The organism is Sphingobacterium sp. 18053 (assembly GCF_902706145.1).
Classification (GTDB): domain Bacteria; phylum Bacteroidota; class Bacteroidia; order Sphingobacteriales; family Sphingobacteriaceae; genus Sphingobacterium; species Sphingobacterium paramultivorum.
The window spans coordinates 391,177-405,670 of sequence record NZ_CACSJW010000006.1 but is presented as its reverse complement, the minus strand read 5'-3'; the positions used below and the strand labels follow the sequence as shown (position 1 = coordinate 405,670).

11 protein-coding genes are annotated in these 14,494 nt (G+C 41.1%); 6 read left to right on the top strand and 5 right to left on the bottom strand.

Annotation, left to right across the window (positions count from 1 at the left end; genetic code table 11):
* Positions 1–408 precede the first annotated feature (408 nt).
* Positions 409–1,305 carry an AraC family transcriptional regulator gene (locus GVK91_RS16855; protein ID WP_159730369.1) on the top strand — a complete coding sequence of 299 codons (897 nt, stop codon included), beginning with the start codon at positions 409–411 and terminating at the stop codon, positions 1,303–1,305.
* Positions 1,306–1,431: 126 nt separating this feature from the next.
* The gene (locus GVK91_RS16850; RefSeq protein WP_159730367.1) at positions 1,432–2,781 is read left to right on the top strand and encodes an amidohydrolase; all 1,350 of its coding nucleotides are present in this window, start codon (positions 1,432–1,434) and stop codon (positions 2,779–2,781) included.
* Between the two features lie 86 nt (positions 2,782–2,867).
* Here GVK91_RS16850 and GVK91_RS16845 read toward each other — a convergent pair whose 3' ends face one another.
* Positions 2,868–3,905, bottom strand: coding sequence for an acyltransferase (locus GVK91_RS16845; protein ID WP_159730365.1), 1,038 nt, complete (start codon positions 3,903–3,905; stop codon positions 2,868–2,870).
* A 215-nt stretch (positions 3,906–4,120) separates the two neighbouring features.
* Here GVK91_RS16845 and GVK91_RS16840 point away from each other — a divergent pair, with 215 nt between their 5' ends.
* Genes GVK91_RS16840 through GVK91_RS16830 form a run of 3 tightly spaced genes read left to right on the top strand, consistent with a single transcriptional unit; the run spans position 4,121 to position 6,869 of the window.
* Positions 4,121–4,642, top strand: a complete 522-nt coding sequence (locus GVK91_RS16840) for a hypothetical protein (protein ID WP_159730363.1) — start codon at positions 4,121–4,123, stop codon at positions 4,640–4,642.
* Between the two features lie 21 nt (positions 4,643–4,663).
* Positions 4,664–5,467, top strand: a complete 804-nt coding sequence (locus tag GVK91_RS16835) for a hypothetical protein (RefSeq protein ID WP_159730361.1) — start codon at positions 4,664–4,666, stop codon at positions 5,465–5,467.
* Positions 5,442–6,869 carry a hypothetical protein gene (locus tag GVK91_RS16830; protein WP_159730359.1) on the top strand — a complete coding sequence of 476 codons (1,428 nt, stop codon included), beginning with the start codon at positions 5,442–5,444 and terminating at the stop codon, positions 6,867–6,869. The genes GVK91_RS16835 and GVK91_RS16830 overlap by 26 nt, the downstream gene beginning before the upstream one ends.
* Here the strand turns inward: GVK91_RS16830 and GVK91_RS16825 are convergent.
* The gene (locus GVK91_RS16825; RefSeq protein ID WP_159730357.1) at positions 6,866–9,700 is read right to left on the bottom strand and encodes a collagen binding domain-containing protein; all 2,835 of its coding nucleotides are present in this window, start codon (positions 9,698–9,700) and stop codon (positions 6,866–6,868) included. The two genes, GVK91_RS16830 and GVK91_RS16825, sit on opposite strands and share 4 nt — an antisense overlap.
* Positions 9,701–9,785: 85 nt before the next feature.
* Positions 9,786–10,397: a response regulator transcription factor gene (locus GVK91_RS16820; RefSeq protein ID WP_159730355.1), complete on the bottom strand. Its 612-nt coding sequence runs from the start codon at positions 10,395–10,397 to the stop codon at positions 9,786–9,788.
* 372 nt (positions 10,398–10,769) lie between these two features.
* Between GVK91_RS16820 and GVK91_RS16815 the strand changes: the two genes are divergently transcribed.
* Complete coding sequence (locus tag GVK91_RS16815; RefSeq protein WP_159730353.1) at positions 10,770–12,707, top strand: ATP-binding protein; 1,938 nt, start codon at positions 10,770–10,772, stop codon at positions 12,705–12,707.
* 37 nt (positions 12,708–12,744) lie between these two features.
* Here GVK91_RS16815 and rfbA read toward each other — a convergent pair whose 3' ends face one another.
* Both rfbA and rfbD read right to left on the bottom strand, forming a co-directional pair.
* Positions 12,745–13,602 carry a glucose-1-phosphate thymidylyltransferase RfbA gene (rfbA, locus tag GVK91_RS16810; RefSeq protein WP_159730351.1) on the bottom strand — a complete coding sequence of 286 codons (858 nt, stop codon included), beginning with the start codon at positions 13,600–13,602 and terminating at the stop codon, positions 12,745–12,747.
* A gap of 30 nt (positions 13,603–13,632) precedes the next feature.
* A complete protein-coding gene (gene rfbD / locus GVK91_RS16805; RefSeq protein ID WP_159730349.1) occupies positions 13,633–14,490 on the bottom strand; it encodes a dTDP-4-dehydrorhamnose reductase in 858 nt (285 codons plus the stop codon).
* Positions 14,491–14,494: the final 4 nt, after the last annotated feature.

The window sequence follows — 14,494 nt, the reverse complement described above, 5'->3', positions numbered from 1 at the left end:
ATTTATTGTTTAAAGATCACCTTCTAGCCAGGTAAAAGCTATTAACGTATCCTTTTTCCTTGATTGTCTTCAAAAGATGACAATCAAAAAGAAAAGCAATGCCTATTAATAAGCTTCCAAATTAATAAGCTTCCAAAGTCGAAGAACATTTTCCGCATTGCTGTCTATTTGACATTTATAAAATTAATGACTCTACATCATTATACATAGGTTTATTTTAGCCGATATTCTCCAGATTTTAACTAAGGTGTATCGCGTCGACTGCCGTCCATGGGGCCACAACCCCTCCCCCCCGTAGGAGCGGTAAAAAACGCCAATATATTACGAAGATACAAACATGCGCAAACTCAGCTCGCTATGATCGATTACTCCTCGGTAATTTGTATTTTAGATTCGATATGATCTACTATGGATAAACGAAATTCAAAAATTTGGGCACCAGTGATCAGTCTGGATGGTTTCCGCAAGGAACAGACTGCAGGACGCGACGAACTCCTATTTAATGAACTGCATGGCGAACGGCTCATCGACAAACCGCATAAACATGATTTTTTTATCATAAATCTGTTCGATAAAGCATCAGGCGTCCATACCATCGATTCGATTGACCATATCATAAAAGACCATCAGGTTCATGTGCTCTTTCCGGGGCAAATGCACAAATGGCATGTCTATGCGGGTACAATAGGCTATCAACTCATGATTGAACGATCTTTTTTTGAGCACTTTGCTCCTTTTTTCCGCTTTTCATTCACCAATTACCAAAACCATCCTGTCATTGATCTTACCGCGGATGCTTTTGCACAATTGCATTATGAATTTGAATCTGTCAAGCAGGAGTTAAAAAGAGAAAATTCACTTATTCCATTGATAACTGCCCGAGCGGGAGTCATCGCAGCGATTGTAAGTCGAGAGGCGGAGTCTTCCTTCACCGAATTCAAAGTCTATCAATCTGTTCCACGACTTGCCAAGTTCAATATGCTCATTGATGAATTTTTTAGGGAGCAAAAGCTCGTCGCCTTTTATGCCGAAAAGCTTCATATTTCACCCAATTATCTGAATATACTGTGTAAAAAACATCTGAAAATATCCGCTACACAACTTATTCACCAACGGGTCAGCATTGAAGCCAAACGTCTTTTGCAAAGCACCGAGCGGTCCATCAAAGAAATTGCCTTTGAATTGGGCTTTGCAGATCAAGCTTATTTTTCGAACTTTTTTAAACAGCAAACTGGGGCAAGTCCAAGTGACTTTAGAGAAAACATTCATGTGGGGGAAACTCCAAGTCCCTTGAAAGCAACTTGAAAAAAAGATAAATCACACAAAGAATGGCAGAAATCTCCCAGCAATAATAGGGTACCAGCTATGTAACTTTGTAAAAGACTGGTAGACTTTTTATTCCGGTCACAAAATAACATAATAGGAAATCAAATGAAATCAACGGCCCTTACACGCAAGGAATTTATCAGAAACTCTGCTCTGGCTCTTGCGGGTGCAACATTTATCCCAGGAATGCTATTTGCAGAAAATCAACATAATGCGGTTCATCAAGCACTTTTGAGCGGCTACCAAGGCAAAAAAAGTTACACGTTGAAAAACGTGTTGTTGGAAACCGGATTTGAGTACGATGGTGATGGCAATGTAACCGCAACAAAGACCGGTCTTTTTTCCATTCAGATAGCAAACGGCAAAATCAAAAATATAAGTACCAACAGCAACAGTGTTGATGCGATCGATGCAAAAGGACTTTTGATGCTGCCTTCTTTTAAAGATATGCATATCCATTTGGATAAGACCTATTATGGCGACAAATGGCAGGCAGTAAGACGTGGCCCCGGAGGTGTAAAGGGTATGATTGCTCTTGAACAGAAAATTTTGCCCGAACTGCTCAAAAACTCTACCCATAAAGCAGAAAAACTAATTGAACTGTTACAATCCAAGGGAACTGCCTTTGCACGTAGTCATGTCAATATTGAACCGACATCCAAACTAGACTCTTTACATCATCTGCAACTGGCACTTGAAAACAAGAAAAATGGATTTGGAGCTGAATTGGTTGCTTTTCCACAACACGGTGTCTTCTATACCGATTCGGTACCTTATCTCAAGGAAGCGGCTAAAACCAATATTGATTTTATCGGTGGGGTCGATCCTTTTTCCATCGATGGCGCTATTGAAAAAACAATGGATTTTACGGTTCAACTGGCATTGGACAACAACAAAGGAATTGACATTCACTTACACGAGTCTGGAGAATCGGGTTTGAAAACTGTAGAATACTTAATTAATAAGGTAAACGAGAACCCTGTTCTCAAAGGCAAGACCTACCTCAGCCATTGTTTTGTGCTTGGTCGACTGGAAAAAGCCAAACAACAAGAAATGGCCGAGAAACTGGGTGCCGCACAAATCGGTATCGTTTCTACGATCCCATTTGGAGGGTTGATTATGCCTATTCCGATGCTCATGGAAAATAATGTTAAAGTCATGACGGGGAATGACAGTATTGTCGATCATTGGAATACTTTCGGAACAGGCAGCGTGCTACAAAAAGCTAATCTTGCAGCTCAGGTATACGGCCAGGCTACTGAATATGCACTATCCCGTATGCTGAAACTTGCTACCGCAGGCCCTACTCCATTGGATGACAAAGGCAATATGCAATGGCCAAAAGTCGGAGACAGTGCAGATATTGCATTCCTTGACGCAAGTTGCTCAGCGGAAGCTATTTCAAGAATATCGCCCGTAAAATCACTTATCTATCAAGGAAATCTTGTTTTCTAGCCGTAAGACAAGCCAATAAACGACGCAGGCAGAAAACATCTCCTATGAAAACCAGAAAGGTTCGGGGTATAATACCTTCGGACCTTTTATTTATATTTAAAACGCCTCATAATCCATGGTTCAATCCGATCGCTCAGGAAATAGGCAAGTGCGAGCATAAGCACTATAACAGCTGAAAGGAGCAAGTACTTATTGACATGCAGGTAAAGGTGATTAAAAATAATAAAGCCTATGTGTTGGTGGATTAAATACAGCGGGTAAGTCAACATGCCAATTTTAACAAATTTGGACGAATTGATCGCCTGCAGCTTTTTACAGGAAACCAGTAACATAAGCAGGTAAAACACAACAATGGAAGCCCCAATAATATAAGGGGAAAAATCACTGTGAAAAGTACGTTCCAACCAATGGATCCGACCTATAGCGCCATCGATGGAAATATACAAGCACCAAGGTAAAGCGACAAAATGCTGGACTTTTGGTCCATGCAGAAAAATCTGACAGAATATAATTCCCGCAATAAAATACGCACTCCAGTCGAGTAAAAAAAACTTGTGGAGCCCATCATAAATTTCCGAAGGCCCAACAAAAAAGCGTAAGCTGGACAATAGCAGCCAAAAATAAACCAAGTAATCCAAGCTTATTTTTTTAAATCGATTTAGAATTAGAAATAAAGCGATGATCAGGTAAAATTTCAACTCCACATAAAGTGACCAATAAGCGCCATCGACATCCCCCTGTCCCCATAGTTTTTGCACCATAGTCAGATTGACCAATAGTTGGGTAAATGTGACATGATAACGTGGTGCGCCCCAAAAATAAGAAACGATAAAAGTCAACAGCAAACAAATCCAATACATTGGATATAAACGCTTGAAACGGGAATAGCAGAACTTACGTAGCGAAAGATGTTTAATGGAAAAAGCGATCACAAAACCACTAATGATAAAAAATAAGTCTACCCCTAGATAGCCGTATTTAAAATATTCTCCGACTCCATCGAAACCCAATAGCGACATATTCCCGGCTGCATACCCCCGATATAAATAATGATATAATACAACGGCGGATGCTGCGATAAAGCGAAACAGATCGATTTGATAGATTCTTTTGGACTCGGACATTTGAGAGCAAATATACGCTGTTTCCGGAAAATTTTAAGGAGCAATATACTCGCTATATAACAGATGCCATATAACAGCTATTATTAAAAGACACCGGCAAAAAGCGCCTGCTCTCACTCAACTTTATAACATCATTATGTGACTTGTTTACATTGCATTTAGCGCGGTTGCTGAGTAACTTTACTAGAGTTTAATCCCATAAAATAGAGGAAATTATGAAAAAGAACCTATTTATACCCCTCATTGCACTTGCAGCCATATGTTTTGGACATCAAGCCAAAGCCCAAGTGACAGCGACCTCCCAACCTGTTACTGTAAATATCAACTTGACAGATGCTATTTCAATCACATTAGGCGCAAGCCCAACAGTCAATTTTGCATACACCACTGCGGCCGACTATACCGCATCGAAAACTGTTGAAAAAGCAGGCCACTTTACCGTCGTTAGCAATAAGCCGTATAACCTTACCGTTGTCGCCACGGGAGCATTTACACCTGCCGGAGGTCCTGCCCTAAATGTTGTAACAGTTACAGTTCCGGCAGCGAGTGCCAATGGAGGTACCCCAGTGGCGAACGTACCACTTAGCACTACTGCTGCATCATTGGTTACTAATTCAACAGCTTCTACAGGAGCAAGCTACACAGTGGATTATACCATAGCCAATCCTGCATCCCTGTTGAATCTTGGGGCATCTGCTTACAGTACTACGGTCACTTATACAGCGACGCAACTCTAATTAGAAAAATAATTTTCGCTTGTGAGATATTATTTAACATTATTAGTCCTTTATATCTGTAATACCCTGACCTATGGACAGGGTATTTCAATTTCTCCCTCCCGCATTTTTTTTACTGGCGAACCGGGACAGACAGTTTCTCAGGTGATTACTTTTAGCAACACCTCGAACGCTGAGCTCAATTTTGTCGCCAACTTGAAAGATTGGGACCGCGATTCTATTGGGGTAAAAAAATATTATTCTCCGGGTCAAAAAGAGCAATCAAATGCGGCCTGGCTTACGCTATCAGAAAATACTGTGCGCCTGGCTCCGGGGGAGACCAAATCGGTGAATCTTTCCATGACGATCCCCAAAAACCCAGCTCCGCAGCAGCTAAGCAACACCATGCTTTTTTTTACACAAGTGAAAGAACAAAAGGCCGCACTGCAAAATGGCCTCAATATGAACGTGCTTATTGAAGTAGGTATTCAGGTTTACCATACCCCTTCCGGATTAAATCCTGGAGATCTGGAATTCCTTGCTTTTGAGGACAGACATTTGATTCCGACTCAGACGGGTAAGTCTGTGCGCCGCATGGATGTACACGTTAAAAACACCGGACAAATTAACAAGGATGCATATGTACGTTTTGAGCTAACCAATACAGAAACGGGAGAGGAAATCCCTATTAAAGCCGTCGCTATCGCGATGCTCCCTAATTCGGGACAGTGGGTACAAATAGACCTTCCAGAGAAACTTGCTGCCGGCCGCTATCTTGCCGTTGCAATATTAGACGCGGGCAGCCAATATGATTTGAAAATTGCAGAGAAAGAAATTACATATTAAGCGGAATTTTGCGGTTTACTTCCTAGGCTTATTTAGCTTCTATGGGCATCGTACTTATGCACAGACGACGACTTCCATCACCTTACCTCAAGCGAACATACAGGCTAGAACCGACTATAATACGACTATTAATGCGGGGACCTATAACAGTGTCATCACCTTACTTCCTTCTTTTTCCGTAAAATCCACTGCAGCAAATTTTACCAGCACGACAAGTGGAAGCTTTCCGGCCAGTTTAGTGCACATGAAACTTTCGAGTATTGGCAGTCTTGTATTACTTGGGTTGGGCACAAATAATGAAGTCGCCCTATCAACTAGTGGCGGTGTACTCTATGCGGCTGTAGCTAGCGTCGCTTCGGGCGCGGTAACCGCCAATGCACGTATTGCTACTGCGAGCCAGACTTGGACTTCTGGGGTATTTACAGATGATGTCAGCTTTTACACGCAAGGATTATTGGCGGGGTCTATCTCTCCAGCAAGCTTCACGCTATCCATCACCATCCCCGGATTTATCAGTCCACCAAGCAGTATAGGAACAACCAATATAGCTGTAAACGATCTTAGTTTTTACCGTTCTGCCAATGGGATCAGCGCCAGTCAGGTAATACCAGTATCAAGCACCGTACCTTACGTCCCAAGTATCCGATCAAGCAGCGCTCAATTTAGTTTTAGTACAACCTTTGCCAACAACGCTTCGCCTGTTTCACCTGTCTCCACAGTGAGCGCTTCACTCAGTGGTGTCGCAACAGCAACCTCGGCCATTTTGTCGACCAGTGACCAAACACTTACAAGCGCTGCCGGAATAGCCGTTCCTGCCAACAACAGCAGTTCGATCACACATACGTACGCCATTAGCGCCGCATTCCTAAAAAGCAACTTTATACAAGCCGGAACCTATACCGCTCCCCTCACCTACACCTGGAACAAGTCGTCCTCGGCCACCTATCCTACAACACCGGTACAGGCGCAGGCTAGCGGAAATTTGACAATTGCTGTCAGCGACTTGGGAGAAATCATCGCAAATCAGCAGTCTGTTAATCTTCCTTTTACGACAACCAGTAATTATGTTAACGGAGTTAGTACGAATATGCCCACCCATATAAAACTGAGTAAGACCACGCCCTACAACTTGTATGTACGCGCCACTTCTTCTAGTTTTACCTCCGGCGTCAACAGTATTCCATTAAGTGTTTTGCGTATCGGTCCAATGACTGGTCAGACTGGAGTAAATACAGTCACCCTCTCCACAACAGCCCAACAACTCATTCAAAATGCAGACCCTGTCATTGATCGAACACTTGACATGCAATACAGCATTCCAGCATCCCAGACTAGTAATCTTTTTGGCAAACCAGCCGGCACTTATATCACGAATATCATCTATAGCTTTGTAGCTCCTTAAAATCTTTTAACACCGACTTTACGCCTTTGATCGCTGTATCGAAGGGAGGGCAGCTCAGTCAGTCCTTCAGCTTTCACTTCTGCTTCGCAATTTGAATTTTCAATAACAAAAGGCATTCCTTCCGTCTCAACCGTCAATTTGTAAAAACCTATAGGCAGATAGAAAACATATTCTCCCTCTTCGTTGGTTAATGTATTATATCTCTTGCCCTGTCTATCATTCGCGGTAATTCGGATACCACTCAAATCAGGCTTTGATTCCAGATATTTACTGGCGATTAGCTGCAGTTTACCCTTTGCGGACTTTGTTTTGATCAGTGGAATATCCATGGACTGGTTCTTGGTCAGTACAACCGTCGATGGTCCCTGAGAAACCCAACCTTGATGGTTTTCTGTTTGAATGGAAAAAGAGCCAGCTTCCATGTCAACAAACTTGACCCGCCCCTTTCCATCTGTTATGGCAGCTTCTTTTCCGATTCGAATCAACACAGATTCTACAAATGCCTCATCATCATCCCGGATTCCGTTGTTATTTTTATCGTCAAAACAGGTCAGCTGCAAGCGATAGCCCTTATAATGCCCCCTATGGCCAAAATTCTTTTCTATCCCTATTCGAATCTGTCTATTGTTAAACGAATAGCGGTCCAGGGGTTGCGGTTGCGGCGGATTTATTGGATCTGTTATAAACAGTAATTTCCCTTTAATAAACGTATAAAAAATATCTGCAGTGAGACTCCAGTTGTCCTTCATTCGCCAACGTGCATTCCCATTGATGGACAAATTATTGCTTCTCGAAAAGCCATAATAACTGTACATGGTCGCAAGCTGTACCTGTAAATTATGACCGAATGCCTCGAAGTGTGTGTTAGGTCCCAGTGAATACATCCTATAATTAGAATTGGCATAGGTAGCCAAAAGATCACTCAAATAATAGGGGTTGATCTGAACAAATGCATTAAAGCCGAAAAGTGCATTGTCGTAGTTACCCGATACACGTAATGAATGAAAGGGTGCAATGGGCTTTTCAGCTGTATTTTTGTAAGTATAACCATAGTCTGTTTGGAGCGAGAAACGATGGCTTTGCGTAAAAAAATTAAGGTCTGCAACAGTTCTTAAGGAACTGGACTTCCAAGCTACAGCAGCCTTTCCCAAACCCAACCAGCTGTGATAATCTGCACGCTGCTTCATCCAATAAGGCCTCAAATCAACATTTAACCTCCCTAATGCAGTACGATACCCCAGTTCATAAATTTCAATACGATTGCTGTTGTTAAAAAGGTAGTTCCTATCCCCAACTTGATACTTGGGTTGGTTATCCATAAAACTCATCCTGATCGATATGTTCTTGGCTTCATCCAGCGGAATGACAACACGTGAATCCGACTGCAGGAGTCCCCTTCTGAGCCCAACATAATAAGGAGAACTATAATAATTGATACTTGATACCTGCACTTCATTAAAGATTCCATTATAATTCACACCTGCGGCCAAACCGAATTTATGCCCTCCTGCGTCCAATTGTTCTACACTTGTCCCTGCTTCCCAAGTAAGATTTTGTTTTTCCGTCCAGTCATTGTATCCCTTTCCGCTAAGCAGATGGCTTCGGACATTTCGATAATTGTCTTTGCTGTGCAAATAAGCAAGGCTACTTTCTTGGTTTTTCTCGGATGTAAACGCATACTTTAGCCCCAAAACGCCACCCCCAGGCGAAAAATTATTCATCTGATTCCAAAGAAAATAATTGTTTTGGACAGCGTATACATTGATCGAACGCGATTTATCAAATTTATAGTTTGCTCTAAGTCCGCGACCATTAACATATTGATCAAGATTTTCGTAAATATTACCCGCTTTCAGCCCCCATTTTTCCGTTTGATAATTGAGATAAGTATCATACATATTAAGAGCACGTTGACTTCGAAAATAATCAACATTCATGCGATAGCTCAACGAGCTCTCTTTACTCAGCTCAAGATTTCCATATCCCTGCAGTTGATACACGGAAATATCCTGCCCCATATTGAGATAACGTAGGGCGATCATATTATTATAAGGCTGATTCTGCAAGTTCATGGCCGAACCGAACCGTTTTACGCTCCCTACTGTCATGATGCGAACCCGGCTCGATGCCAGTTGTTTACCACCCGCCTCGACAGCTATCATAGTCAGTTCTACATCAGTAGCTATTTTTTTTGTGCGCATACGAGCTGTAAATGTCAATAGCGATTGTCCGCCCGCAGCCAATGTTATTGGCAATGTTTCGCCGTTGATTTCCAGTTCGGAAGGAAGGTTGCCAAATTGCAGTTGAAATGTAAGTGGTATCAATCCCGTATTAAGTGCACGCACCAAAAACTGAGTTTGTCCAGTTGACTGATCAATAAAATACTCGGACAGCTCAGATTGAATCAGTAAAGCCGCTTGAACATCCAGTTTTGTATAGAAAACCTGAGGTGGCTGAATAATTAGAGTGGTGTCTTCCGAATTCAGTCCGACACTAAATTTTTGTATTGCATTCGAGATTGTCCGTCGATCAGTCATGTATTTCAGGGGAAACATTTTCGTTTCATGTGCCTTAAGCTGTATTAATGGTGGCAATTTGATCAGACCTTGTAAAGCCTTCGTATCATTGGACCGAGCAGTGAGTTCAACTGTTCTATCGGTGTAGTTCACAATGGTTAATTTGTTGGAGAATGTTTGGGACGAAGAGATTAGGATGGAATCGTACTCGAAATGGAAGGCAATATCGTATTGTTGCTGACTTTTCGCTATGGATAAGAAAAGAGCAGAGTAGCAGAAAAGAAACACAAACACTAAAAGGCTTCTTATTGGCATAGCATATCATTAAAGTAGCTATAAAAATCAGGCTAAATTTAAATAGATCGAAATTTAGGAGGTCACATGTTCATGTAATGAATTATTAAGCCGTCAATTGCGCAATCAATTCACCTTTACTATTGATCTGAAACTTTCTATATATTCGCTTGATATAAATACGTACCGTGTCCAACGAGATTGCATATTTTTGGGCAATCATTTTATAGCTAAGGCCTTCAATAATACCATTAGCGATCTGCAACTCGCGCGCAGTCAGCAAATTTTCGGATTGTTTGGCACTGAAGGCCTGTTCAATCAAAGCGCGATTAACAAAAGGGCTAATAAAAGAACCATTTCCCAATGTCATTGTTATCGCATTTTTTAAAGATTGGAGACATGTTTTCTTCAACATATACCCCACCGCACCTTGCCTAAAACAGCTACGCACCATCCTTACATCACAATTATTGGTCAGAACCAGTATTTCAGCCCTTGGGAACACGCTTTTCACCCTTTCGACAATTAAGCTATCCTGATGATCAATGTCGACAATCATAACATCAGGAACTTGATTGCGCCCTGAAGACGCAAGTGTATCCCGATCAAAGAGTACATGGATCGGGATTGTTGATTCAGCTATATTTTTTTCCGAGATGATTTTTTTTGTTTCCACCCGTTCTTGCTCATCCATGTCTATTATCCCAACTGTAATCATGATATTTCACATTTTAATTAAACTGAACACTATAAACCCTACCGATTTCCACGCTATTTAGAACTCTATGCTATCAATCTATTGTAATATAGACAAACCGATCCTTAAAATTGTTTCTAAAGAAAAAAAATAATCATAATAAAATTTAAGACGAAGTGAAATTAATCACTTTAGAAATGAATTTCACAATAATTTATATACTGGCCAATAAATAGATTAAATACGATTTATATAAATATAATTTTTATTATTTAGAAATCTAAATTTCTTCGACTGAAAATTAAATGTCACAACATCATATGCTATTCACAGCTCTACAAGTCGTGGTCCACACATTACTAAAAACTTAATTATATTTGAAAAAAAATCCCGATGGGTCGTCTATCTATCCTATTTATTGTTACTTTAACAGTGTTGTTTATCTTTCCTGCACATGGCCAAAATAGTGGTTGGGACAAGTTAGACAAGCAGCTGGCGGAAGCAAGCAGCGATTCTACACGAATATTGGCTTATTATAAAGTTGCTTCAGAAATTTACCGCAGTAATCCCCAAGAAGCACAGGAGATCGTTTCCAAAGGGCTAAACCTCATCAGCGAAAAGAAATTCGAACCCTTACAAATCGATTTATTAAATCTACAAGGTGTCATTTACCTGAAACTTAACAACTTCGATGAAAGTGTAAAAACTCATTTCAAGGTACTCAAAAAACGGGAAGAACGAAACGATAAGAAAGGGGTGATGCTTTCTTACCTTAACATAGGAAATGTTTTCAATAAAAGTTATGATCCCGACCAGGCCTTAAAATATTATCAACGGGCACTTGATCTCGCAAAGGAATTGCGCGACACTAGGAATCGTGCCAACATATCGACTAATATTGGGAATATATATGCCCAAAACGCCTTGAATGGAGAGAAGAAGCAGGATGTTGCCCATGCAATCGATTATTTGGTAAAAACGGTTGAATTCTGTAAAGCCAATGCACCCGAAGTTGACCTTTTCAATACCTACATTTTATTAAGCTATCTCTATCTCAAGGCAGATAAGCTCGAATGGAGTACATACTATACCGATCTTGCGATTGACATTACCGCGAAGAAAAAGGATCCTGTCGGCGAAAGTTATGCCCGCATCAATCGGGCGAACATTTACGTCAAAGAAAAGCGGTTTGATCTGGCCGCAAAAGAAGTAGCTCTTATCAAAAGTGTGATCGCAGAAAGCGGCTTCACAAATCTGACGGAAGATCTTCAGGGAGATTTCGATAAAATAGCGAAAGCGATCAAAGAGCAGGATGCACATTTAATACTGAGTGATCAGGATAGTTCGGATCGAAAGTTTCACGAAGATGCTGAGGTTTTACGCGTCCGTATTCGGGAAGAACTTCGAGAGAAGTATGAAAGTGAAAAGAAGGAACTTGAGAATAAAAACTTGTTATTAAAAAACGTGAGTGTAGAACGTGAAGCACATTGGGTAAAATTGATGTGGCTAACAACCTTTTTTATTCTTTTAATTATCTCGATTATGGTGTTGTTGTTGATCAGAAAGAATAGATTATTACGTGAAGAAAAACGGAAAGTCGATCAGCAGGCCACCGAGATCAGGCATCAACATGAAGAACTCCTCCATGCCGATCGGTTTCGATCCAGTATATTTTCCGTTGTGTCGCATGATCTTCGCAGCCCTATTGCGACTTTCCAGACTCTACTCTCTGTAGCAAAAATCGTAGATCTGCCAGCCAATGAAATCAAAGAAATGCTGCTCAACATTGGCTATCAGGTAGAAGTTGCTTCAAAGATGCTAGATGATCTTTTAGTCTGGTCCTCGCAACAGATGGCCGATGACAAACTCGAAATCCAAACAGTATATCCATTACAGGTGATAGAAGAATGTCAGCAATTGTTTGCGGATAGAATTCACCTTAAGAAATTAAATGTAACGATTGACATCTCTGCCGAATTGGCCATCAAAACAGATTTAAAGCGGTTTGAGTTTATTATCCGCAATATCTTCAACAACGCCATCAAATTTAGTCTCAGCGGAAAATCTGTTGTAATTGGTCAGCAGGAGAATCCCCAAAGCATTATTATCTCTATTCGAGATGAAGGTCTAGGCATGGACGCAGCTACTATCCGTTCACTTCAGGACAAGGGATTTCAAAAGAGTTTCGAAGGCACTTTTCATGAAAAAGGGGCTGGAATAGGACTTCTATTATGCCACGAATTTGCAAAGCGAATTAACTGTACAATTTCTATCGAAAGTACGATTGGGTTTGGAAGTACATTCTATATTCAGATATCAAAAAATGGATAGCTTAGTTTTGGTATGCATTCAAGTTTCATTAACCGGCTTATTTTATTCTCTTAAGATATTCACCGTAACCGGACTTACTCAGCGGAGCTGCTATCTTTACAAGTTGTTGGCGATCGATATAGCCCATTCGATAAGCTACTTCTTCTATGGCACCTATTTTCATTCCTTGCCGTTCTTCGATCACTTGTACAAATTGCGCCGCCTGCATCAAGGACTGAATAGTCCCGGTATCTAACCACGCTGTTCCTCGATCAAAAACACCAACTTTGAGTTTGCCTTGGCGAAGATATTCTTTATTGACATCCGTAATTTCCAGCTCTCCTCGTGAAGAGGGTTTTATACTTTTAGCAATAGCGACGACATCATTATCATAGAAATAAACACCGGGCACCGCATAGTTGGATTTAGGTTCTTTTGGTTTTTCCTCAATTGAAACAACATGCTTTGCATCGTCAAATTCAACTACACCATAGCGTTCCGGATCCTGTACTGGATATGCAAAAACGACTCCACCGTCTGGGTCAGCGCAGGATTGTAAAAGTTTGGACAACCCGGAGCCATAGAAAATATTATCGCCTAAAATAAGAGCAACTTTATCATTTCCAATAAATTCCTCCCCCAATAAGAACGCTTGTGCTAATCCATCCGGACTCGGCTGTTCTTTATATTCAAATCGACAGCCCAATTGTGTACCATCGCCCAGTAATTTTCTGAAATTCGGAAGATCCTGAGGCGTTGATATAATCAAAATCTCACGTATCCCCGCCAGCATCAATGTTGAGAGGGGATAATATATCATGGGCTTATCGTATACAGGCATTAACTGCTTGCTTACAGCCAGTGTTAATGGATGTAATCGTGTTCCTGAGCCGCCTGCTAAAATAATTCCTTTCATAGTACTTGTATTTAAATTGAGAACACTCTCTTAATTTTTAAACTCTTCGGCTAACATGTTAGCCAGACTTTTTTCCCACTCGGGCACTTCAACCGCAAAAGTATCCGTGATCTTTGATTTATCGAGCAAAGAATACTTTGGCCTACGCGCAGGTGTTGGGTATGCACTTGTGGGAATCGGGTTTACCTGACAATCAAACGAACGAAAATCACGTATCGCTACAGCAAAGTCATACCAAGAAACCGCCCCCTCGTTGCTATAATTATAGATGCCGGATTCAAATCCGGAAGAATCTGCAATTTTTAATATTGCAGCAGCAAGATCTTTTGCATAGGTGGGGCTTCCAATTTGGTCGTTGATTACATTGACTTCATCACGCTCAGCCATTAAACGGCACATCGTTTTTACAAAGTTTTTTCCGTAAGAGGAATATACCCAAGAGGTACGTATGATGATTGCTTCAGGACACCATTTCTGAATCGCCTGTTCTCCGGCCAGCTTAGTTTGCCCGTATACATTGATAGGTGCCGTTGCAGCCATTTCTGTTAAAGCCACATTAGATGTCCCATCAAAAACATAATCAGTTGAAATAGCGATAAGTCTTGTATGATTGATGTGGCAGTATTGTGCAATCTCTTCACAGGCTAAATGATTGACCAGATTCGCAGTCACCTGATCCTCCTCCGCTTTATCTACGGCTGTATATGCACCTGCATGAATAATGAGATCAGGTTGATATATCGCCAAGATTTCCTGTATGATCTGGATTTGATCCAACGGTAATTGTTTCCTATCCAAAAAATAGCACTCTTTTTCTGTATCCTCCAGCAAAAGATCTTTTAATTCTGACCCAACTTGCCCCGAAGCCCCTGTTATAACAATCCGCATATAC

Coding starts and splice junctions, on each gene's coding strand:
- GVK91_RS16855 (WP_159730369.1), top strand. CDS start 409: ATGGATAAACGAAATTCAAAAATTTGGGCACCAGTGATCAGTCTGGAT.
- GVK91_RS16850 (WP_159730367.1), top strand. CDS start 1,432: ATGAAATCAACGGCCCTTACACGCAAGGAATTTATCAGAAACTCTGCT.
- GVK91_RS16845 (WP_159730365.1), bottom strand. CDS start 3,905: ATGTCCGAGTCCAAAAGAATCTATCAAATCGATCTGTTTCGCTTTATC.
- GVK91_RS16840 (WP_159730363.1), top strand. CDS start 4,121: ATGAAAAAGAACCTATTTATACCCCTCATTGCACTTGCAGCCATATGT.
- GVK91_RS16825 (WP_159730357.1), bottom strand. CDS start 9,700: ATGCCAATAAGAAGCCTTTTAGTGTTTGTGTTTCTTTTCTGCTACTCT.
- GVK91_RS16820 (WP_159730355.1), bottom strand. CDS start 10,397: ATGATTACAGTTGGGATAATAGACATGGATGAGCAAGAACGGGTGGAA.
- GVK91_RS16815 (WP_159730353.1), top strand. CDS start 10,770: ATGGGTCGTCTATCTATCCTATTTATTGTTACTTTAACAGTGTTGTTT.
- rfbA (WP_159730351.1), bottom strand. CDS start 13,602: ATGAAAGGAATTATTTTAGCAGGCGGCTCAGGAACACGATTACATCCA.
- rfbD (WP_159730349.1), bottom strand. CDS start 14,490: ATGCGGATTGTTATAACAGGGGCTTCGGGGCAAGTTGGGTCAGAATTA.